We start from the raw sequence: 20,900 nt of genomic DNA, 5'->3' as shown, positions 1-20,900 counted from the left end.
AAGTGAATTGGAAACGGAATTTATGGATTGCTTGGCTGGGGAACTTTTTTATAGGTGCTAGCCTGTCACTAGTTGTTCCTTTTATGTCTTTGTACGTGGAAGAATTAGGCGCCAGAGGCTCTATGGTTGAATTTTATTCAGGCTTGGCGGTTTCGAGTACAGCTTTGACAGCCGCACTTTTGTCGCCTGTCTGGGGAAGTTTAGCTGATAGGTACGGTCGCAAACCAATGATGATTAGGGCAGCTTTTGCAATGACCTTTACGATGGGAGGCTTGGCTTTTGTACCGAATGTATTTTGGCTCATTGTATTGAGACTGTTAAATGGAGTGTTTTCTGGTTATGTACCGAATAGCACGGCTTTGATTGCCAGCCAAGCACCCAAAAAACATTCTGGATATGCCTTGGGAACATTGTCAACAGGTGTCGTAGCGGGGACTCTGATGGGACCACTCTTAGGAGGAATGGTAGCTCAAAGTTTGGGAATGAGAAATGTTTTCCTTTTGGTTGGATTTTTCTTGTTTGTTGTTACTTTGTGGACCATTTTTGGGATAAAAGAAGATTTTCATCCTGTCTCTAAAGGAAAAGAAGTTTCGACCAAGCAACTATTTCAGCGAATTCCTCAAAAATCAATCCTTTTTGGTTTGTTCATTACTAGCATGGTGATTCAGATGATTGGACAGTCCATTTCCCCTATTTTGACACTTTATATCCGCTCTTTAGGACAAAAAGAAAATTTGTTATTGGTATCTGGTGCAATCGTTTCAGCAATGGGCATTTCAAGCATATTTTCATCTAGTTGGCTGGGAAAATTAGGAGATAAAATGGGAAATCACCGTTTGCTTCTGCTGGCTCTTTTGTATAGTTTTGTAATTTATATTTTCTGTGCGAGGGCTGGTACGCCACTTGAATTGGGAATTTATCGTTTTCTGTTTGGTCTGGGGACGGGTGCGCTTTTGCCTGGAGTTAGCTCTCTGCTCAATAAAATTACTCCCCAAGAAGGTATTTCACGGATTTTCAGTTACAATCAAACCTTCTTTTATATTGGTGGCGTTATTGGACCGTTAATGGGGTCAGCTATTTCTGTTCATTTTGGCTATCATTGGGTTTTCTATAGCACAGCAGGTTTAGCTTTATTGAACCTCTTCTTTTTATTGTTTAGTTTTAGAAAATATTTAGGAGCAAAGGAAATCAGTGCGAGTAAAAATTAATTTAAAGTGTTCTTCTTGCGGCAGTCAGAATTATTTAACGAGTAAAAATATGAAAACACATCCAGAAAAGGTTGAGGTATTAAAATACTGTCCCAAAGAAAGAAAAGTGACCTTACATCTTGAATCAAAATAAATTTTATGGTAGAATAGATGAGATTTTAAGGAGTTTGATATGTATAATTTATTATTAACCATTTTATTGATTTTATCAGTATTTATTTTAATTGCAATTTTTATGCAACCAACCAAAAATCAATCAAGTAATGTATTTGACGCAAGTGCGGGTGATTTGTTTGAACGACCAAAAGCCAGAGGATTTGAAGCAGTTATGCAGCGTTTGACGGGAGTGATGGTTTTCTTTTGGTTGTTGATTGCATTAATGCTGACAATCTTATCTAGTAAATAAAATGGGCTCTGACTTTGTCTTTGCCTATTTTTTCTGTAGTAGATGAGTAAAGGCGACTTAAAGTTTAGAAAACATAAGAAAAAAGGAAAGAATGAAAGAAGAAATTTTAAGCTATTTAAGAGAAAAAAAAGAAGCTAGTATGGATGAACTGGCGCAGGGATTAGGGAAAGAAAAGGCGAAAGACTTTAGAAACCTAGTCAAAACGATTTCTGAAATGGAGCGAAAACGTCAGCTGGCCTTTAGCGATGCAGGGAAAATCCAGCTTCGCAAAGAAAAGCAAATGCTTACCTTGAAAGGAATCTTTCACGCCCATAAAAATGGCTTTGGTTTTGTTACCTTAAATGAAGAAGAGGATGATCTTTTTATTGGTCGCAATGATGTCAACTATGCGATTGATGGTGATACGGTAGAAGTTGCAATCACTAAGGTTGCAGATCGCAGCAAGGGAACATCTGCTGAAGCCAAGGTTATTGATGTTTTGGAACACAGCTTGAAAACAGCAGTGGGTCAGCTTATCTTAGATGAAGAGAAGCCTAAGTATGCTGGCTATATTCGGTCAAAAAATCAGAAAATCAGTCAACCTATTTATATTAAGAAGCCTGCTTTGATTTTGGATGGAACAGAGATTTTAAAAGTAGAGATTGATAAATATCCAACTAAAAAGCATGACTTTTTTGTAGCTAATGTTTTAGATGTGGTCGGTCATAAGGATGATCCAGGAATTGATGTTCTGGAAGTTTTGGAGTCCATGGATATTGTGTCTGAGTTTCCAGAAAGAGTTTTGAAGGAAGCATCAGCGATTCCAGAGGCGCTGTCTGAAAAAGATTTTGAAGGACGTTTAGATCTGCGTAATGAAATTACCTTTACCATTGACGGGGCGGATGCGAAAGATTTGGATGATGCAGTTCATATCAAGAAGCTGGAAAACGGGCATTTTGAACTAGGAGTTCACATTGCAGATGTTTCTTACTATGTCAAAGAAGGATCTGAGTTGGACAAGGAAGCCCTCAACCGAGCGACATCGGTTTATGTGACTGACCGTGTAATACCGATGCTACCTGAGCGCCTGTCCAATGGCATCTGCTCGCTTAATCCTAATGTAGATCGGCTGACGCAATCGGCTATCATGGAGATTGACCAAAAAGGTCAAGTTATCAAGCATACTATTACTCAAACAATCATTAAAACTACTTTTCGTATGACCTATAGCGATGTGAATGACATGATTGCAGGAGATGAGGAAAAACGAGCAGCTTTTAAAGCGATTTTACCGAGTGTTGAAGTAATGGTGGAACTTCATACAATTCTTGATCGGATGCGATACAAACGTGGAGCTCTTAATTTTGATACGAAAGAAGCTAAAATTTTGGTCAATAAGACCGGGCGTCCAGTAGATATTGTTTTGCGCCAGCGTGGACTTGCGGAGCGTATGATTGAGTCCTTTATGCTAGTCGCCAATGAAACAGTGGCGGAGCATTTTGCTACGTTAAACCTGCCCTTTATTTATCGAATCCACGAAGAACCTAAGGCTGAAAAAGTACAGAAGTTTATTGACTATGCTTCTACTTTTGGCGTTCGGGTTTACGGAACTGCTAATTCTATGAGCCAATCTGCCCTTCAGGATATTATGAAAGCAGTCCACAGTCAGCCTTATGAGGAAGTGCTGTCTATGATGCTTTTGCGCTCCATGCAGCAGGCTCGTTACTCAGAGCACAACCGCGGTCATTATGGTTTGGCAGCCGAGTTTTATACTCACTTTACTAGTCCGATTCGCCGTTATCCAGACCTTTTGGTTCACCGTATGGTGCGCGATTATGGGCATTCTAAAGAAATAGCAGAGCATTTTGAACAAGTCATTCCAGATATTGCCAGTCAGTCTTCCAGCAGGGAACGGCGAGCTATTGAAGCAGAGCGAGAAGTAGAAGCTATGAAAAAGGCTGAGTTTATGGAAGAATTTGTGGGAGAAGAATTTGATGGTATTGTGTCAAGCGTTGTTAAATTCGGTCTTTTTGTTGAACTTACAAACACAGTTGAAGGTTTGATTCATGTAACCAACCTGCCAGAATTTTTCCACTACAATGAACGCAATCTAACTTTACAGGGTGAAAAGTCAGGTGTTGTTTTCCGTGTCGGTCAACAGATTCACATTAAGCTAGTTCGGGCTGATAAGGCTACGGGAGAGATTGACTTTGAATACCTACCTAGTGAATATGATGTAATTGAAAAGAAAAAACACTCCAAGTTCAAGCAAGACGGACGTCAACAGTCTTATCGCGGTGACGGAGAGCGAAAGAGCAAATCTTCAAAAGGAATCATTTCTAAGGATAAGAAATCAAAGAAAAATAAGAGTAAGAAACCGTTTTATAAAGAAATGGCTAAGAAAGGAAGCAAGAATGGCAAAGGGAGAAGGAAAGGTCGTCGCTCAAAATAAGAAAGCGCGTCACGACTATACGATTGTTGATACGATTGAAGCGGGCATGGTTTTAACTGGAACTGAAATTAAAAGCGTACGCACTGCACGAATTAACCTAAAAGACGGCTTTGCTCAAATCAAAAATGGAGAAGTCTGGCTCAGTAATGTCCATATAGCTCCTTATGAAGAAGGAAATATTTGGAATCAAGATCCCGAACGTAGGAGAAAATTGCTATTGCATAAAAAGCAAATCCAGAAATTAGAGCAGGAAACCAAAGGAACTGGAATGACTTTGGTTCCCCTCAAAGTTTATCTTAAGGACGGTTATGCCAAGTTACTTTTAGGATTGGCTAAAGGGAAACACGACTATGACAAGCGTGAATCCATTAAACTTCGTGAGCAAAATAGAGACATTGCTCGGACAATGAAGGCTTATAATGTGAGATAATATACAAGATGTCAAAATCGGAAGTTGTTTCCGATTTTTTAGTAGTTCGAGGTAGTTGATTGGTCAATCTTTATCAAAAACCCTTTTCTAACATGGCAAAAGCTGAGAAATTTTTTTCAGCTTTTTTATTTGTTTTACGAATAAATAGATAAAGCAAATTTTCATTCAACTTAGGAGGAAAGATGTTAGAGACAATCATTGAAAAGATGAAAGAGTATAAAATTTTGATTGGTTTAAGTTTGATTGGTTTGATAATAGCAGGATTTTTTATGATAAATGTTCAATCTAGTAGACAATCAAATGTAGCAGAGCTCGCACAGGAAACAGTTACGAGTTCGGGGGCAGAATCAGAAGAAATTTCAACTGGAACGAAGAAAAACTCACAGAAAGAAAAAGCAGAGCCTCAAACGAGTTCAAGTGAAGAATCAGAATTTTTAACCGTAGATGTCAAGGGTGCAGTCAAAAATCCAGGTATTTATCAACTGAAAAAGACTAGCCGTATCAATGATGCGATTCAAAAAGCAGGTGGTTTAACGACAGACGCTGACAGCAAGTCTATCAATTTGGCGCAGAAACTAACGGATGAAGCTGTTGTTTATGTGGCAACTATGGGTGAGAATGCGGCGAGTGTTTCAAGTAATACAGGACAATCTTCAACGTCAGGAACTAGTGAAGTCGCATCGCAAAAAGGAAATAAGGTCAATCTAAATACAGCTGATTTATCTGAGCTGCAGACCATTTCTGGTATTGGTCAAAAACGTGCGCAAGATATTTTAGATTATCGTGAGGCAAACGGGAAATTTAATTCCGTTGATGACTTGAAAAATGTATCAGGAGTAGGCGCTAAAACACTAGAAAAATTGAAAGAATATGTCACAGTGGATTAAAAAATTTCCGATTAAGCCGATTTACATTGCTTTCTTACTTGTCTGGTTATATTTTGCAATCTATCCAAGTAGCTGGTTAGGCTGGTTGGGTTTTATCTTTCTGGTAATTCGTCTTTTTCGCTTTTATTCACCGAAAGAATGTTTCATGACCTTCATGATCCTCTCTTGTTTTGCTAGTTTTTTCTTTATTCGTAGGGAACTAGCAGAGCAGCAAACAAAAGCAGAACCTTCTCCCATAAAACAAGTGGCAGTTCTACCTGACACGATTAAGGTAAATGGAGATTCGCTTTCTTTTCGTGGTAAAGCTAATAGGCAGACTTATCAAGTTTACCACAAATTGAAATCAAAGGAAGAGCAGTTGGCTTTTCAAAATCTCTCTAGTTTGGTTGCGTTGACCGTTGAAGGAGATTTTGAAATTCCTGAGAAGAAGCGTAATTTTGCTGGTTTTGATTACCAATCTTATTTAAAAACTCAAGGGATTTATCGAATTTTAAAAGTAGATACCATTTTATCGAGCCAAGATAGAATCAGCTTGCACCCTTTGGAGTGGCTCTCTAGCTGGCGAAGAAAGGCACTGGTATTTATCAAGAACCATTTTCCAAATCCGATGAGTAATTATATGACGGGGCTCTTATTTGGCGCCTTGGATACAGACTTTGACGAAATGAGCAATCTTTATTCTAGCTTGGGAATTATTCATTTATTTGCGCTGTCTGGCATGCAAGTTGGCTTTTTTATGGAGGGATTTCGCAAGTTACTGTTAAGGCTGGGGTTCACACAAGAAATGGTTCGTAAATGCCAATATCCATTTTCTTTCTTTTATGCGGGAATGACTGGATTTTCAGTATCCGTTGTACGGAGCTTAGTTCAGAAATTATTATCGCAACATGGTATCACTAAGTTAGATAATTTTGCTTTAACGATGATGATATTGTCCTTGATTATGCCGTCCTTTCTTTTGTCGGCAGGAGGAGTTCTCTCCTGTGTCTATGCTTTTGTCATTAGTGTGATAGATTTTGAAGGTCTGGCTTCTTGGCGAAAAGTTGTTGTAGAGAGTAGCGTTATTTCACTTGGTATTTTACCGATTCTAATCTTTTACTTTGGCGAATTTCAACCTTGGTCTATTTTGTTGACATTTGTTTTTTCACTGATTTTTGATGCAATGATGTTGCCAGGCTTGACGTTAATTTTTCTTTTTTCGCCTTTGATAAAGTTGACTCAAGTCAATTTTCTATTTGAAGGTTTAGAAAATAGTATTCGTTGGATAGCAAGTGTCTTTGGTAAACCAATCGTTTTTGGGCAGCCTAGTCCGCTTTTGCTGATTGTTATGCTGCTTGTACTGGCTATTTTGTATGATGTTAGAAAAAATAAAAAATGGGTAATATTTCTTAGTCTGTTTCTTTCATTACTCTTTTTCATAAATAAATTTCCTTTGCAAAACGAGATCACAATGGTGGATGTCGGGCAAGGAGATAGTATTTTTCTGAGAGACTGGAAAGGAAAAAATGTATTGATTGATGTTGGCGGACGTGAGGAAATTAGAACAAAAGAAGCTTGGCAAAAACGAGCAATTAGCTCAAATGCAGAAAAAACTTTGATTCCTTATCTAAAAAGTCGTGGTGTAGATACGATTGATACTTTAGTCTTAACAACTCCTAATCCAGATTATGCAGGAGATGTATTAGGAGTTGCTAAAAAGTTTGCAATAAAAAAAATTTATATTTCCAGAAGTAGTCTAAGCAATGCAGATTTTCTAGAGAAATTAAGGAAACTAAACACATTCATTCATGTTGTAAAACAAGGCGACAAACTTCCTATTTTTGATCATCATTTGCAAGTTCTTTCGGGTGTTAGCAAGAACGACCATTCGATCGTTTTATATGGTCAGTTTTTCCGTACAAGATTTTTATTTGCAAGCGACTTGAAAGAAGAGGGCGAAGCAAAGTTAATGCAGCATTATCCAAAGTTGAAAACAGATGTTTTGAAAGTCGGACAGCATGAAGCCAAGGACTCATCAAGTTCAAAATTTTTGCAACAAATAGAACCAACGGTTGCGCTCATTTCTGTTGAGAAAAATAATCAATCTAAGCAACCTAGTCAAGATACAATAGAGCGATTTGCACAATTGCCTGCTAAAGTCTATCGGACAGATGAACAAGGGGCAGTTAAATTTTCAGGGTGGACAAACTGGCGATTAGAGATGGTCAAGTAATTGTTCTCTAAAAATTAATTTCCGTTGATTTATTAGGAAAAGTATGATATTTCTATTAGAAATTAAAATGTTAGGAGATTTATGATGTTTACAGCTTATAAAAAGTTTTGGACTCACTATGCTGATTTTGAAGGAAAATCAACTAGATCTGACTATTGGTGGTCTGTTTTGTACAATGTTTTGATTACACTTCCATTTGGTATTATGGCTTTTGGGTCAATTTTGGTTGCAATCTTCAATGTTGTACAACAAGCGACTTATTATGATTATGAAGGAGGATTTGATTTAAGTATTTTTATAAGTAGTTTAGGTTTCGTATTTTTTATCATCATTTTATTGAGTATTTTTGGGATAGCAACTTTAGTCCCAAATGTGGCGATTATTGTGCATCATTTGCGTGATGCTGGCTATCATTGGGCATTCATCTTTTTATATGTAGCTCCTGCGTTTTTGATGTGGGTTCCATTTTTAAATATCTTGGGTGCTTTAGCTATGTTACCATGTTCTATCGCTCTAATTGTCCTACTTTGTAAGCCAACTAAAGTACAACCTATGGTTTACCAAGGACAACTTACGACACAACAAGCACAATCTCAGCAACAACCTGTTCAAACACAACAATTTACTCAACCACAAGAATAAGCAGTTGAACCTGAAACAACACCAACTCAACCTCAACAAGAATCTGTGATTACCACTGAAACTCCAGAACAAGTTGTTCAATCAGATGAGAAAGAGTTGGACTCAGCTATCTCTGAGGATAACTAAACTAGAAATGCTCCAATAATGAATTGGGGTGTTTTTTAGAAATGACGATTTTTTTAATATCATTTTTAGGAATTTATTCCTGAATAAGCCAATCTTATATCTCATTTACCCCATTAGAAAAATGACCTATTTAAGCCAATTTTTAGTCTTTATTTGGATCGTTGTGATAATCAATAATAAGGCAAAGGATAGCAATCGCAAAAATAAATAATCCAAATCCGATAATAGTTTTTATTATGATATTTGAAAAGTAAAATAAAGCAATAACCAAAAGTAAAAATACAATAAACCAAGACCACATAAAATTGCTCCCTTCTCAATTTATTATAACATAAAGGAATATTCTGAATAATTGTAATCCTTGATTTTATTCGATTGTTTAGATAGAAAAGCATAGTTTGATTTCATAGGATTTTGTCAAAAGGGATGTCTCTACATAAAAAGTCGGCTAAATGAAGGAAAATTTGGTATGATAAAAGTAATCATGTAGCTAGGAGAAGGACTATGGAAAATAAGATACGCTATAATTGGGCAACTTTAGGTACGGGTGTGATTGCTAATGAATTGGCACAGGCCTTGCAGCAGTTAGGCGGGAAGCTCTATTCTGTTGCTAATCGAACACATCAAAAAGGCTTGGAGTTTGCACAAAAATATGGTATTGAAAAAGTTTATGATCAGATTGATGACGTATTTAAGGACGAAAATGTGGATATTATCTATATTTCCACACCACATAATACGCATATTGATTTTTTGCGAAAAGCATTAAAGAACGGGAAACACGTTTTATGTGAGAAGTCCATTACGTTAAATTCAGAAGAATTGGAAGAAGCAGTTTTATTAGCTGAGCAAGAACATGTCGTTTTGGCAGAAGCGATGACGATTTACCATATGCCAATCTATCGACAATTGAACAACATCATTTCCAGTGGTCAATTGGGTGATTTAAAAATGATTCAAATGAACTTTGGCAGTTACAAAGAATATGATATGACCAATCGTTTCTTTAATCGTCATCTTGCAGGCGGTGCACTGTTAGATATTGGTGTGTATGCCTTGTCATTTGTTCGGTGGTTTATGACATCTAGCCCTCATCAAGTCCTTTCGCAAGTGAAATTTGCACCAACGGGTGTCGATGAGCAAGCAGGGATTCTTCTGACGAATGCCGAAGGAGAAATGGCGACTTTGACCTTGAGCCTCCATGCTAAACAGCCCAAGCGTGGAACAATTGCTTATGATAAGGGCTACATTGAAATGTATGAATATCCTAGAGGGCAAAAGGCGGTCATTACTTATACTGAAGATGGGCATCAAGAAGTCATTGAAGCTGGAAAGACGAGCGAAGCTTTAATGTATGAGGTTCTTGATATGGAAGCGGCAGTAGCTGGCGACAAAAATGAGATTCATTTGGATTACAGCCGTGATGTCATGAAAATGATGACGGATTTGCGAAAAGAATGGGGAATGACCTATCCTGAGGAAGAAAAGTAATCGAGTATGAAAGAGGAGAAACAATGGAACACTCAGCTTGGCATAGTTTTATTAAGCAACAATTGCCTGACGGCTATTTTAGTAAAATCAATTATTTTTTAAATCAAGTTTATTCATCAGGCACAATCTATCCACCGCGTGAAAAAGTTTTTAATGCGATTCAAACAACAGATTTGGCAGATGTAAAAGTGGTGATTCTGGGACAGGATCCTTATCATGGTCCGCAGCAAGCGCAGGGGCTGAGCTTTTCAGTACCAGATGATATTCCAGCACCGCCTTCTCTTCAAAATATTTTGAAAGAATTGGCAGATGACGTTGGAATGAAAGAATCTCACGATTTGACATCTTGGGCACTTCAAGGAGTGCTACTGCTGAACGCCAGTTTGACCGTTCCTGCTGGGCAAGCAAATGGACATGCCGGTCAAATCTGGGAACCGTTTACGGATGCTGTGATTAAGGTTGTCAATGAAAAAGATACACCTGTTGTTTTTATTCTCTGGGGCTCTTATGCACGCAAGAAAAAAGCCTTGATCACCAATCCTAAACATCTCATTTTAGAATCTCCTCATCCGAGTCCTCTTTCAGCTCATCGAGGTTTTTTTGGAAGCAAACCATTTTCTAAAACAAATACCTTTCTGACATCTCAAGGAATGGAACCGATAAATTGGTTGTTATAAGTGGTTTGATATATTTTAGCTGTTGAAAGGAGAAAAATGGTTAAATTAGCAACAATTTGCTATGTGGACAATGGAAAAGAATTTCTGTTGTTGCATCGAAATAAAAAGCCTAATGATGTTCATGCTGGCAAATGGATTGGTGTTGGCGGAAAATTAGAGAAAGGTGAAACACCGCAGGAATGTGCGGTGCGAGAAATCTTGGAAGAAACGGGTTTGCGAGTCAATAAGCCCGTATTAAAAGGTATTATCACGTTTCCAGATTTTACACCTGATAATGACTGGTACACGTACGTATTTAAAGTGACAGAATTTGAGGGAGACTTGATTGACTGCGATGAAGGTACTTTGGAATGGGTTTCCTATGAAGAAATTTTGTCCAAACCGACTTGGGAGGGAGATCATACGTTTCTATCTTGGATTTTAGAAGATAAACCATTCTTCTCGGCTAAATTTTCTTACAAAGGAGAGAAGTTGGTGGAGAGTCATGTTGATTATTATGGAGAATAAGGAGAAAAGTACATGTTGTTAATTAAAAATGGTCGTGTCATGAACCCTAAGTCTGGTTTAGATCAGATTTGCGATGTTTTGGTTAAGGATAAAAAAATTCTTAAAATTGGTCAGGATTTGAAAGCAGAAAACGCTCAGGTGATTGATGCGACTGGATTGGTGGTGGCGCCAGGGCTGATTGATATTCATGTTCATTTTCGTGAACCTGGTCAGACGCATAAAGAAGATATTCATACAGGTGCTTTAGCAGCGGTAGCGGGTGGATTTACAACGGTTGTGATGATGGCAAATACCACTCCAACGATTTCAACAGTAGAGACACTAAAGGAAGTATTAGCATCTGCCAATCGTGAAAATATTCATATTAAGTCTGTTGCAACTATTACAAAGAATTTTGATGGACAGCATTTGACAGATTTCAAAGCGCTTTTAGCAGCGGGAGCTATTGGTTTTTCAGATGACGGGATTCCATTAAAAAGTACAAAAATAGTACGCGAAGCTTTGGAAGAAGCTGACAAAAATGGTACATTTATCTGCCTTCACGAAGAGGACCCAGAACTCAATGGTATCCTTGGGTTTAATGAGCAGATTGCCAAAGAACATTTTGGATTTTGTGGTGCGACTGGGGTCGCTGAATATAGTATGATTGCGCGTGACGTGATGATTGCTCATGCAACCAATACTCATATTCATATCCAGCATTTATCAAAAGCAGAAAGTGTGAAAGTCGTGGAATTCGCTCAGCGATTGGGCACTCACGTAACAGCAGAAGCAGCGCCCCAGCATTTTTCTAAGACAGAAGAGCTATTGTTGTTAAAAGGTAGCAATGCTAAAATGAACCCGCCACTTCGTTTGGAATCAGATCGTTTAGCTGTCATTGAAGGGCTTAAGTCTGGAGTTATTTCAGTCATTGCGACAGACCATGCACCTCATCACTCTGATGAAAAGAATGCAAAAGACATCACCAAAGCACCGTCTGGTATGACAGGTCTAGAAACGTCACTTTCGCTTGGTTTGACTTATTTGGTGGAAGCAGGTCATTTGACACTCATGCAGTTGCTGGAAAAAATGACAATTAACCCAGCGCAACTCTATAATTTTGAAGCGGGCTACCTTGCTGAGAATGGACCAGCAGATCTCACGATTTTCGATACAAATGCTGAACGCATGATAACAGAAGATTTTGCCTCAAAAGCAGCTAATTCACCATTTATCGGTGAAAAATTAAAAGGTGTTGTTCACTATACGATTTGTGATGGACAAATTGTTTATGGAGGCAAATCATCATAACAAGCATAAGGTTGGAAGTGTTTTTCAACTTTATTGTATTTTAAATTTCTTATAATTTTTAGAATATTTTCTGTTTATTAGGATAAAAAATGATACAATAGAGAAGTTAAATAGTCCCGAAAAGGTAGTCAAAGGTTAAATATTAACCATAGAGACTAGTGCTTTGTAACTTTTTAACGTAAGTCTGTTTACAGATTTTCAAGTAACTTCCTAGCAATAATAGAATTTTTAGGAGGGAATATTTCATTAAAAGGGGGACATGAATATGTCAGAACGTAAACTTTTCACGTCTGAATCTGTATCTGAAGGACATCCAGATAAGATTGCAGATCAAATTTCAGATGCTATTTTAGATGCTATCTTGGAGCAGGATCCAGAAGCTCATGTGGCTGCTGAGACAGCTGTCTATACAGGATCTGTCCATGTTTTTGGGGAAATATCCACAAATGCTTATGTGGATATTAACCGCATAGTTCGCGATACAATTGCAGAGATTGGTTATACAAAAGCTGAATATGGTTTTTCAGCAGAAACGGTGGGGGTGCATCCGTCGCTTGTTGAGCAATCACCAGATATCGCTCAAGGGGTGAATGAAGCCCTTGAAATTCGTGGAAATGCTGAACAAGATCCGCTTGATTTGATTGGTGCCGGTGATCAGGGGCTGATGTTTGGTTTTGCTGTAGATGAAACACCTGAACTAATGCCGTTACCTATTTCTCTCAGTCACAAATTAGTCCGTCGTTTAGCAGAGCTTCGCAAGTCTGGAGAAATTTCCTATCTTCGTCCGGATGCAAAATCTCAAGTAACGGTTGAATACGATGAAAATGACCAACCAGTGCGCGTGGATGCTGTCGTTATTTCTACACAACATGACCCAGAAGTAAGCAATGAGCAGATTCATCAAGATGTGATTGAAAAGGTCATTAAAGAAGTAGTTCCAGCAGAGTATTTGGATGAAAAAAGTAAGTTTTTCATCAATCCAACCGGCCGCTTTGTTATTGGCGGACCTCAAGGAGATTCTGGTTTAACTGGACGTAAGATTATCGTTGATACATACGGCGGTTATGCACGCCATGGAGGTGGGGCTTTCTCAGGAAAAGATGCCACAAAAGTCGATCGCTCTGCTTCTTATGCAGCGCGTTATATTGCTAAAAATATTGTTGCAGCAGGATTAGCTAAGAAAGTAGAAGTTCAGCTAGCCTATGCTATCGGAGTTGCACATCCAGTATCAGTCCGCATTGATACTTTTGGTACAGGTGCAGTTTCAGAAAGCAAGCTTCAAGAAACAGTTCGACAAATTTTTGATCTTCGTCCAGCGGGTATTATTCAAATGCTTGATTTGAAACGACCAATTTACCGTCAGACTGCTGCCTATGGGCACATGGGACGTACGGATATTGACCTGCCGTGGGAAAAACTTGATAAAGTAGATGCTTTAAAAGCAGTTGTTGCAAAATAAAGAAGAAGTTAGGATACAAGTCTCTTGTTTATAAATTTTTTATGTGGCATTTTACAATCAGCCGCAGTTGCAATCTGACTTAAAACGTATTTATTTGTGCCGATTATATTAGTGTTATCTGCAAACTCCAGCAGTTCCCTAGATTGTCGGATCTAGTTATCATTTTGAGGAGCGGGACAAAATTGATTTTTGTCCCGCTCCCTTTTTAGAATGACACAAAAGTAAAATAGTTTTGTAATCGTTATATAACAAGAATGACAAGTTAAAAGAGATTTCTTTAAAAGGATAGGATTTTCACAGAAACTGTGTTATAATAAAGTGCAGTATATTTGATTATAAATTCCTTGAAAGAGCTAAAAATGAAAAAAATTGTAATTAATGGTGGTCACCCCTTAAAGGGAGAGGTGACTATTAGTGGTGCCAAAAATAGTGTAGTCGCTTTAATTCCGGCGACAATTTTATCTGATGAAATCGTGACATTGGATTGTGTGCCAGATATTTCCGATGTTGTCAGTTTGATTGACATCATGGAAGCTATGGGAGCAACCGTTGAGCGTCAAGACGATACGCTGAAAATTGATCCTCGCGGGATAAAAAATATGCCCATGCCTTATGGTAAAATCAATAGTTTGCGTGCTTCTTATTACTTTTATGGTAGCTTGCTAGGTCGCTATGGCGAAGCAACAGTTGGTTTGCCTGGTGGCTGTGATTTAGGTCCGCGCCCTATTGATTTGCATTTGAAAGCATTTGAAGCCATGGGAGCTACCATGTCTTACGAGGGAAATTCCATGAACCTTTCGACAAGAGGCAAGCGGCTTCACGGAGCTAGTATTTATATGGATACAGTTAGTGTTGGGGCGACCATTAACACCATGCTTGCGGCAGTAAAAGCAAAAGGGCGCACCGTTATTGAAAATGCAGCTCGTGAGCCTGAAATCATTGATGTAGCGACACTTTTGAATAATATGGGAGCACACATTCGAGGAGCTGGTACGGATATTATTGTCATTGAAGGTGTTAACAAACTTCATGGTACTCGTCATCAAGTCATTCCAGATCGAATTGAAGCAGGAACTTATATCTCAATGGCTGCTGCAATTGGTGAAGGTGTGCAAATCAACAATGTCCTTTATGAACACTTAGAAGGCTTTATTGCGAAATTAGAAGAAATGGGAGTTCGCATGACCGTTTCTGAAGATAGTGTGTATGTCGAAAAGCAACATGATTTGAAAGCAATTAATATTAAGACGGCTCCTTATCCAGGCTTTGCTACAGACTTGCAACAGCCTATTACGCCACTTTTGTTAACTGCTAAAGGACGTGGCTTAATTATTGATACGATTTATGAAAAGCGAGTAAATCATGTCCCTGAGTTAGTAAAAATGGCAGGAAAGATTTCAACGAGTGTCAATCATATTGCTTATGAAGGCCCTAATCAATTGCAAGGTGCAGCGGTCAAAGCAACTGATTTGCGGGCAGGAGCAGCACTTGTAATTGCAGGCTTGCTAGCTCATGGAAAAACCGAAATTACAAATGTAGAATTTATTTTACGAGGTTATTCAAATATTATTGAAAAGTTGACGAGTTTAGGAGCAGACATTCAACTTGTCGAAGAATAGATTCGAAACAGCGTTGACATGATGAGGTGAAATAGCCCAGTTGGCGTACCAACTGGGTCTTATCTTTAGAGGTAAGATATGAATTTGTGGACAAAATTGGCGGAATTCGCCTTTATAGAAACAGAACATTTAGTATTACGTCCATTTTCCTTTATGGATAGTGAAGATTTTTATAAAATTGCCTCCAATCCTGAAAATCTACGCTTCATTTTTCCTGTGCAGGCTAATTTACAAGAAAGCCAACATGTATTGGCTAATTATTTTATGAAACATCCTCTTGGAATTTGGGCGATTTGTGATAAAGCTTCTGAGAAAATGATCGGATCTATCAAATTTGAAAAGATAGACGAAATCAAGGGCGAAGCAGAGCTTGGTTATTTTCTTCGGCATGATTATTGGGGACATGGTCTGATGACTGAGTGCGTCAAAAATATTGTTTATTTGGCATTTACACAGTTTGATTTGAAGCGACTTTATATTATAACTCATCTGGAAAACAAAGCCAGCCAAATAGTTGCCGAGAAGACAGGATTTTCTTGTAGGCGGCAGTTCAAGGGGAGCGACCGTTATACACGTAAAATGCGGGATTATTTAGAGTTTTGCTATGAAAAAGGAGACTTTCATGAGTAAACATCAAGAAATTATCGCTTATTTGGAAGAATTACCAGTAGGAAAGCGTGTTAGTGTACGCAGTATTTCCAATTATTTAGGAGTAAGCGAGGGGACTGCTTATCGTGCGATTAAAGAAGCTGAAAATCGTGGATTGGTAGAAACACGTCCTCGTAGCGGCACGATTCGCGTAAAATCTCCCAAAGTAGAGCTGGAGCACTTAACATTTAAAGAAATTGCTGAAATTACGAGATCAGAAGTCTTAGCTGGTCAAGACGGACTTGAAAAGGAATTCAGTAAATTCTCAATCGGGGCAATGACCGAGAAGAATCTTTTGCGTTACTTAACGGAAGGAGGTCTCTTGATTATTGGAGACCGCACCCGTATTCAGTTATTGGCTTTGAAGCATGAAAATGCTGTTTTAGTGACAGGTGGCTTAGAAGTGAGTCCTGATGTTTTAAAATTAGCGAATCGCTTAAGCATTCCTGTTCTAAGATCGCAACATGATACCTTTACAGTTGCGACAATCATCAATCGTGCATTGTCTAATATGCAGATTAAAACAGATATTTTAACAGTGGAGCAAGTGTATCGGGGGAGTCATGAATATGGATTCTTGAAAGATACTGATACCGTTCGTGATTTTATGGATTTGGTCCGGAAAAATCGCAACAGTCGTTTTCCTGTCGTTAATCAGCACCATATGGTAGTTGGCGTGGTGACCATGCGTGATACTGGTGACAAGTCTCCTCACACGATTTTAGATAAAGTCATGACAAAAAATATCTATGCCGTCACTTTAAACACCAGTATTGCCAATGTTAGCCAGCGTATGATTACAGAAGACTTTGAAATGGTACCAGTCATTCGGAGCAATCAAACTCTTCTTGGAGTCATTACGCGTCGTGATGTCATGGAAAAAATGAGTCGCGACCAAGTCTCCAGCCTGCCCACTTTCAGCGATCAAGTCTCTCAAAAACTGCGTCACATTAATGATGAATTTACTTTTGTTGTAGAACCCTTTATGTTAGAAAATAACGGTGTCTTATCTAATGGTATTTTGACAGAAATTTTAACGACAGCAACGCATCAGTATGTGACCTCTGGCAAGAAGAATATTGTCATTGAGCAAATGACAATTTATTTCTTGCAAGCTGTTCAGATTGATGAAAGTTTGACACTTCGACCAAGAATTGTCCGACAAACAAGGCACTCTGCTATTTTGGATTACGATATTTACCTCAAACTTCAACTGGTTGCAAAAGTAACAATTACAGTAAAAATAAATTAATACCTCAGATATTAAGGAGAAAGAATGATAACTTTAAAATCACAACGTGAAATTGATTTAATGGAAAAAAGCGGTGCATTTCTCGCCAGTATTCATATTGGTTTAAGGGATTTGATTAAGCCAGGTATTGACATGTGGGAAATTGAAGAATACGTCCGCAGACGTTGTAAGGAAGATAATGCTCTTCCGCTTCAAATTGGTGTAGAAGGGAGCATCATGGACTACCCTTATGCCACTTGCTGCTCATTGAATGACGAAGTGGCACATGCTTTTCCACGCCACCAAAAATTGGTTGAGGGCGACTTAATTAAAGTCGATATGGTTGTTGGCTTGGTTGATAAAGCTGAGTTAGATGTTTCTAAACTCGATTTCAATAATGTGGAACAAATGAAATACTATACGGAAAATTTCCGTGGAGGTGTGGCGGATTCTTGCTGGGCTTATGCAGTTGGTCAAGTGAGTGAAGAAGTACAACAATTGATGGAGGTTACAAAAGAATGCCTTTATCGTGGAATTGAAGCTGCTCAAGTTGGCAATAGGATTGGTGACATTGGTGCAGCGATTCAAGAATATGCGGAAAGTCATGGTTATGGTGTTGTTCGTGACTTAGTAGGACATGGTGTTGGACCAACTATGCACGAAGAGCCAATGGTGCCTCATTACGGACGTGCTGGACGCGGATTACGTCTTCGTGAAGGCATGGTCTTGACAATTGAGCCGATGATTTCAACAGGTACTTGGGAGATTGACACAGATTTTGAGACGGGGTGGGCTCATAAAACGCTGGACGGTGGACTTTCTTGTCAATACGAACATCAATTTGTGATTACCAAAAATGGACCTGTTATCTTAACTAGCCAAGGAGAAGAAGGAACTTATTAAAAATAAGAATAGAAAGGGGCTTTTTGCTCAGTATTCTAGTAGGAGACGAGATGAAAAAGTTTGTTTCTAAGATTGGACAGAATCCGTTTTTACAATCCTTTTTTAAATTTTATCAAGCATCAGAGATTGATTTAACAAGCATTGCGGTGGCATATTATTTGCTGATTTCGATTTTTCCGTTGTTATTGATTGTTGTGAATATATTGCCTTATTTTCAAATTCCGATAGCAGAATTTTTGGAAGCAATAGAAGATGTTCTGCCTGAATCTCTGTATGAAGTCGTTGCAAAGGTTACCCGAAATTTGATAACTCAGCCTTCTTCTGGCTTATTGAGTTTTTCTATCCTTTCGGCTCTATGGGCATTTTCACAATCAATGTCATTTTTGCAAAAAGCATTTAATAAAGCTTATGGTGTTGCAAAAGATAGAGGTCTGATATCACATAGATTATTTAGTTTAGTCATTAGCTTGGGGTTGCAATTTCTCTTTGCCTTGTCTCTTTTACTGACAATGTTTGGGAGAATGTCGCTTCGCTTGCTTCATAGCTTTTGGGAGTTTGATGATCAACTATATGCCAGTTTGCAAAGAATGACCCAGCCGACTATTTACACCTTGCTGTTTCTTTCTTTACTGATGCTTTATTACTTTTTACCCAATGTAAAAATCAGGAAAATCCGCTATGTTCTGCCAGGAACGATTTTTGTAGTTTTTACGATTGGGGTATTGTTAAATTTATTTTCTGTTTATTTGGACACTTATGTAAATCACTTAATGGATGTCCGATTTTTTAGTTCCATTTTTGTTGTCTTCGTCATGATTTGGTTTACCCTCATTGCCCAAATTATGATTATTGGGGCAATCTTAAATGCAAGTTATCAAGGTTGTCACGAAAAAGAATTTGAAACGAGGCACAAACAACTGACAACGAGACTTATAAAAAATAAAGAGAAGTTTAAATGAAACTTCTTTTTTTGCAGTTATTTTATTGCATTTGCAATAAAATGTGGTATAATATTGCTCAAGGAGGCAATATGACGATTTTGCGAGAGATTGGTATCATCGCCCGAGCGTTGGATTCAATGGCGAATATTGAATTTCGCCATGTTGATTTGGCCAAAGGGCAGTATCTTTATTTGGTTCGTATCGTAGAAAATCCCGGTATTATTCAAGAAGAGCTTTCAGATTTGCTGAAAGTTGATCGTTCAACTGTTGCTCGCTCCGTCAAAAAATTAGAGAGTAAAGGTTTGATTGAAAGAAGAAGTGTAGCTGGAAATTTAAAAAATAAAGAGCTTTTTGCGACAGATACAGGAAAAAAACTTTATCCGTTTATCTTATCAGAGCACACTTATTCTGAGCAGCAGGCTTTGACAGGATTTCCCAAAGAAGACGCTCAATTGTTAGAAGACATGTTAGTAAAGGTGCGACAGAATATTACTGATGATTGGGAATTGGTTAAAAAAGGTCAAAAAAGAAATTATTGAGAGGTGTAAAATGAAAGTCACAGTTGAAAACGAATTTTGGGAATTATTCCCTCAAGCACAAATTAGCATTATGGTTGTTAAAGGCTTGGATAATAGCGTTGACGAAAGCAATGACCCTTATTTTAAATCTTTGTTGGACAAGGGAAGCAAGCGAGCAGAAGATTTTATCGTAGATGAAACCTTTACGCAAAATGACGTGATTCAAGAATGGCGCGGTGCTTTCAGTAAGTTTAAAACTAAAAAAGGTGCGCGTTCTTCTATTGAAGCTCTTTTAAAAAGGGTAAGTCAAGGTCGTGAGTTCAATCCAATCAATCCATTGGTGGATATTTATAATAGTGTATCACTTTCCTATGCTGTTCCTTGTGGTGGTGAAGATATTGCTAAGATTCAAGGAGGCTTGCATCTTGGAAAAGCGCAAGGAGGCGAACCTTTCTTTCCACTTGGTGCAGAGACAGACGCACCAGCTCTTCCAGAGGAAATTATTTATTATGATGATGAAGGAGCTGTTTGTCGTTGTTTTAACTGGAGGGAAGCGCAACGGACAATGCTGACTGAAGGCACAAAGGATGCAGTATTAGTCATCGAAGCAATCAATGAAGACCAAGCTAAACGCGCGCAAGCAGCTATGCAGGAATTGCAAAGTTTAGTTGAAGATTATTTTGGAGTCAAAGGAGAAATCACTCATCTAACAATTGACAATCCAAGTGTAGATATTTAAGAAAAAAGAGCCTCAAAGCTCTTTTAGATTGCAGAGAAACCACCATTTGAGGTAGGTTTGTCTTTTTAATTAGTTGATTTATTTTTAAATACAAAGACTTTACTAAAAACATAATTGAGCACAATAATAACGATTTGAGCAAATAAAGTTTCAATGGTATTAACCGCTTTGATATCATTGTGGACAAATTGACCAATAATGCTAGGAAATGTTGTAACAAAAATGAATGTGAGCCCCATGTCCAGCAGAAAAGTGGAAAGTCGCGCAAGAGCAAATTTGACAAAACGAGCGCCCCAGCCCCTTCTTTGTTGCTTAAAAACAATTGTGTCATTTGTCGCAAAAGAAAAAAGAATTCCAGCAATATTACCTATCGCTGTAGAAAGCAATTCATTACTCGTGAAAGCATAACAAAGCATACGTGTAAGAACTGCAACAACAGTTGTAGCAACACCAAAAAATAAATAAGATAAAATTTCGTTGTCAAAAAAGTGTTTAACATATTTTTTCATAGATTTAGTCTATCATATTTGCAAAA

Annotated in this window: 21 protein-coding genes; 20 read left to right on the top strand and 1 reads right to left on the bottom strand. The window is 38.1% G+C overall.

Going from position 1 to position 20,900, the window contains the following annotated elements:
• Window positions 1-2: 2 nt before the first annotated feature.
• From HMPREF2574_RS05850 to HMPREF2574_RS05760, 20 genes are all read left to right on the top strand, one after another.
• Window positions 3-1,208 (top strand): multidrug efflux MFS transporter, encoded by a 1,206-nt coding sequence (locus HMPREF2574_RS05850; RefSeq protein WP_171021860.1) that lies wholly within the window; start codon window positions 3-5, stop codon window positions 1,206-1,208.
• Window positions 1,192-1,341 (top strand): 50S ribosomal protein L33, encoded by a 150-nt coding sequence (gene rpmG, locus HMPREF2574_RS10205; protein WP_003024746.1) that lies wholly within the window; start codon window positions 1,192-1,194, stop codon window positions 1,339-1,341. Before HMPREF2574_RS05850 ends, rpmG begins: the two co-directional genes overlap by 17 nt.
• 39 nt (window positions 1,342-1,380) lie before the next feature.
• On the top strand, window positions 1,381-1,614 hold the full coding sequence (gene secG / locus HMPREF2574_RS05845; protein ID WP_003024744.1) for a preprotein translocase subunit SecG: 234 nt from the start codon (window positions 1,381-1,383) through the stop codon (window positions 1,612-1,614).
• A gap of 91 nt (window positions 1,615-1,705) precedes the next feature.
• Window positions 1,706-4,045, top strand: coding sequence for a ribonuclease R (gene rnr / locus HMPREF2574_RS05840; protein ID WP_024051603.1), 2,340 nt, complete (start codon window positions 1,706-1,708; stop codon window positions 4,043-4,045).
• On the top strand, window positions 4,008-4,475 hold the full coding sequence (smpB, locus tag HMPREF2574_RS05835) for an SsrA-binding protein SmpB (RefSeq protein ID WP_024051602.1): 468 nt from the start codon (window positions 4,008-4,010) through the stop codon (window positions 4,473-4,475). Before rnr ends, smpB begins: the two co-directional genes overlap by 38 nt.
• 182 nt (window positions 4,476-4,657) lie before the next feature.
• Entirely contained in the window at window positions 4,658-5,362 is a 705-nt protein-coding gene (locus HMPREF2574_RS05830) for a helix-hairpin-helix domain-containing protein (RefSeq protein ID WP_024051601.1), read from the top strand.
• Complete coding sequence (locus HMPREF2574_RS05825) at window positions 5,346-7,574, top strand: DNA internalization-related competence protein ComEC/Rec2 (protein ID WP_070812286.1); 2,229 nt, start codon at window positions 5,346-5,348, stop codon at window positions 7,572-7,574. Before HMPREF2574_RS05830 ends, HMPREF2574_RS05825 begins: the two co-directional genes overlap by 17 nt.
• An 81-nt stretch (window positions 7,575-7,655) precedes the next feature.
• Window positions 7,656-8,216 (top strand): DUF805 domain-containing protein, encoded by a 561-nt coding sequence (locus tag HMPREF2574_RS05820; protein ID WP_257374217.1) that lies wholly within the window; start codon window positions 7,656-7,658, stop codon window positions 8,214-8,216.
• Between the two features lie 630 nt (window positions 8,217-8,846).
• Entirely contained in the window at window positions 8,847-9,833 is a 987-nt protein-coding gene (locus HMPREF2574_RS05815) for a Gfo/Idh/MocA family protein (protein ID WP_024051597.1), read from the top strand.
• Window positions 9,834-9,856: 23 nt separating this feature from the next.
• A complete protein-coding gene (locus tag HMPREF2574_RS05810) occupies window positions 9,857-10,510 on the top strand; it encodes a uracil-DNA glycosylase (protein ID WP_024051596.1) in 654 nt (217 codons plus the stop codon).
• Between the two features lie 36 nt (window positions 10,511-10,546).
• On the top strand, window positions 10,547-11,017 hold the full coding sequence (locus tag HMPREF2574_RS05805; RefSeq protein WP_024051595.1) for an NUDIX hydrolase: 471 nt from the start codon (window positions 10,547-10,549) through the stop codon (window positions 11,015-11,017).
• Window positions 11,018-11,029: 12 nt separating this feature from the next.
• Window positions 11,030-12,307: a dihydroorotase gene (locus HMPREF2574_RS05800; RefSeq protein ID WP_024051594.1), complete on the top strand. Its 1,278-nt coding sequence runs from the start codon at window positions 11,030-11,032 to the stop codon at window positions 12,305-12,307.
• Window positions 12,308-12,572: 265 nt separating this feature from the next.
• Window positions 12,573-13,766, top strand: coding sequence for a methionine adenosyltransferase (metK, locus tag HMPREF2574_RS05795; RefSeq protein WP_070812296.1), 1,194 nt, complete (start codon window positions 12,573-12,575; stop codon window positions 13,764-13,766).
• A 359-nt stretch (window positions 13,767-14,125) separates the two neighbouring features.
• Window positions 14,126-15,385: a UDP-N-acetylglucosamine 1-carboxyvinyltransferase gene (locus HMPREF2574_RS05790; protein ID WP_070812284.1), complete on the top strand. Its 1,260-nt coding sequence runs from the start codon at window positions 14,126-14,128 to the stop codon at window positions 15,383-15,385.
• Window positions 15,386-15,463: 78 nt separating this feature from the next.
• Window positions 15,464-16,015 (top strand): GNAT family N-acetyltransferase, encoded by a 552-nt coding sequence (locus HMPREF2574_RS05785; protein WP_024051591.1) that lies wholly within the window; start codon window positions 15,464-15,466, stop codon window positions 16,013-16,015.
• Window positions 16,008-17,285 carry a CBS-HotDog domain-containing transcription factor SpxR gene (spxR, locus tag HMPREF2574_RS05780; RefSeq protein ID WP_070241666.1) on the top strand — a complete coding sequence of 426 codons (1,278 nt, stop codon included), beginning with the start codon at window positions 16,008-16,010 and terminating at the stop codon, window positions 17,283-17,285. Before HMPREF2574_RS05785 ends, spxR begins: the two co-directional genes overlap by 8 nt.
• 24 nt (window positions 17,286-17,309) lie before the next feature.
• Window positions 17,310-18,167, top strand: a complete 858-nt coding sequence (locus HMPREF2574_RS05775; RefSeq protein WP_024051589.1) for a methionyl aminopeptidase — start codon at window positions 17,310-17,312, stop codon at window positions 18,165-18,167.
• A gap of 50 nt (window positions 18,168-18,217) precedes the next feature.
• Window positions 18,218-19,126, top strand: coding sequence for a YihY/virulence factor BrkB family protein (locus HMPREF2574_RS05770; protein WP_070812283.1), 909 nt, complete (start codon window positions 18,218-18,220; stop codon window positions 19,124-19,126).
• 71 nt (window positions 19,127-19,197) lie between these two features.
• The gene (locus HMPREF2574_RS05765) at window positions 19,198-19,647 is read left to right on the top strand and encodes a MarR family winged helix-turn-helix transcriptional regulator (protein ID WP_024051587.1); all 450 of its coding nucleotides are present in this window, start codon (window positions 19,198-19,200) and stop codon (window positions 19,645-19,647) included.
• Window positions 19,648-19,657: 10 nt separating this feature from the next.
• Window positions 19,658-20,365 (top strand): B3/B4 domain-containing protein, encoded by a 708-nt coding sequence (locus tag HMPREF2574_RS05760; RefSeq protein WP_070812295.1) that lies wholly within the window; start codon window positions 19,658-19,660, stop codon window positions 20,363-20,365.
• Window positions 20,366-20,430: 65 nt separating this feature from the next.
• On the opposite strand, the gene HMPREF2574_RS05755 is transcribed toward HMPREF2574_RS05760, so the two are convergent.
• Window positions 20,431-20,874 (bottom strand): GtrA family protein, encoded by a 444-nt coding sequence (locus HMPREF2574_RS05755; protein WP_024051585.1) that lies wholly within the window; start codon window positions 20,872-20,874, stop codon window positions 20,431-20,433.
• Between the last annotated feature and the right edge of the window lie 26 nt (window positions 20,875-20,900).

This window comes from Streptococcus sp. HMSC034E12, from assembly GCF_001835915.1.
GTDB lineage: Bacteria > Bacillota > Bacilli > Lactobacillales > Streptococcaceae > Streptococcus > Streptococcus vaginalis.
Note: the sequence above shows the minus strand (reverse complement) of the source record. Positions and strands in the feature narration are given on the sequence as shown.

What these genes read in the sequence shown, in the direction of transcription:
- metK (WP_070812296.1), top strand. Translation starts at nt 12,573, where the DNA reads ATGTCAGAACGTAAACTTTTCACGTCTGAATCTGTATCTGAAGGACAT.
- HMPREF2574_RS05805 (WP_024051595.1), top strand. Translation starts at nt 10,547, where the DNA reads ATGGTTAAATTAGCAACAATTTGCTATGTGGACAATGGAAAAGAATTT.
- spxR (WP_070241666.1), top strand. Translation starts at nt 16,008, where the DNA reads ATGAGTAAACATCAAGAAATTATCGCTTATTTGGAAGAATTACCAGTA.
- smpB (WP_024051602.1), top strand. Translation starts at nt 4,008, where the DNA reads ATGGCAAAGGGAGAAGGAAAGGTCGTCGCTCAAAATAAGAAAGCGCGT.
- HMPREF2574_RS05770 (WP_070812283.1), top strand. Translation starts at nt 18,218, where the DNA reads ATGAAAAAGTTTGTTTCTAAGATTGGACAGAATCCGTTTTTACAATCC.
- HMPREF2574_RS05755 (WP_024051585.1), bottom strand. Translation starts at nt 20,874, where the DNA reads ATGAAAAAATATGTTAAACACTTTTTTGACAACGAAATTTTATCTTAT.
- HMPREF2574_RS05800 (WP_024051594.1), top strand. Translation starts at nt 11,030, where the DNA reads ATGTTGTTAATTAAAAATGGTCGTGTCATGAACCCTAAGTCTGGTTTA.
- secG (WP_003024744.1), top strand. Translation starts at nt 1,381, where the DNA reads ATGTATAATTTATTATTAACCATTTTATTGATTTTATCAGTATTTATT.
- rnr (WP_024051603.1), top strand. Translation starts at nt 1,706, where the DNA reads ATGAAAGAAGAAATTTTAAGCTATTTAAGAGAAAAAAAAGAAGCTAGT.
- HMPREF2574_RS05760 (WP_070812295.1), top strand. Translation starts at nt 19,658, where the DNA reads ATGAAAGTCACAGTTGAAAACGAATTTTGGGAATTATTCCCTCAAGCA.
- HMPREF2574_RS05820 (WP_257374217.1), top strand. Translation starts at nt 7,656, where the DNA reads ATGATGTTTACAGCTTATAAAAAGTTTTGGACTCACTATGCTGATTTT.
- HMPREF2574_RS05830 (WP_024051601.1), top strand. Translation starts at nt 4,658, where the DNA reads ATGTTAGAGACAATCATTGAAAAGATGAAAGAGTATAAAATTTTGATT.
- HMPREF2574_RS05810 (WP_024051596.1), top strand. Translation starts at nt 9,857, where the DNA reads ATGGAACACTCAGCTTGGCATAGTTTTATTAAGCAACAATTGCCTGAC.
- HMPREF2574_RS05825 (WP_070812286.1), top strand. Translation starts at nt 5,346, where the DNA reads ATGTCACAGTGGATTAAAAAATTTCCGATTAAGCCGATTTACATTGCT.
- HMPREF2574_RS05785 (WP_024051591.1), top strand. Translation starts at nt 15,464, where the DNA reads ATGAATTTGTGGACAAAATTGGCGGAATTCGCCTTTATAGAAACAGAA.
- HMPREF2574_RS05765 (WP_024051587.1), top strand. Translation starts at nt 19,198, where the DNA reads ATGACGATTTTGCGAGAGATTGGTATCATCGCCCGAGCGTTGGATTCA.
- HMPREF2574_RS05815 (WP_024051597.1), top strand. Translation starts at nt 8,847, where the DNA reads ATGGAAAATAAGATACGCTATAATTGGGCAACTTTAGGTACGGGTGTG.
- HMPREF2574_RS05790 (WP_070812284.1), top strand. Translation starts at nt 14,126, where the DNA reads ATGAAAAAAATTGTAATTAATGGTGGTCACCCCTTAAAGGGAGAGGTG.
- HMPREF2574_RS05775 (WP_024051589.1), top strand. Translation starts at nt 17,310, where the DNA reads ATGATAACTTTAAAATCACAACGTGAAATTGATTTAATGGAAAAAAGC.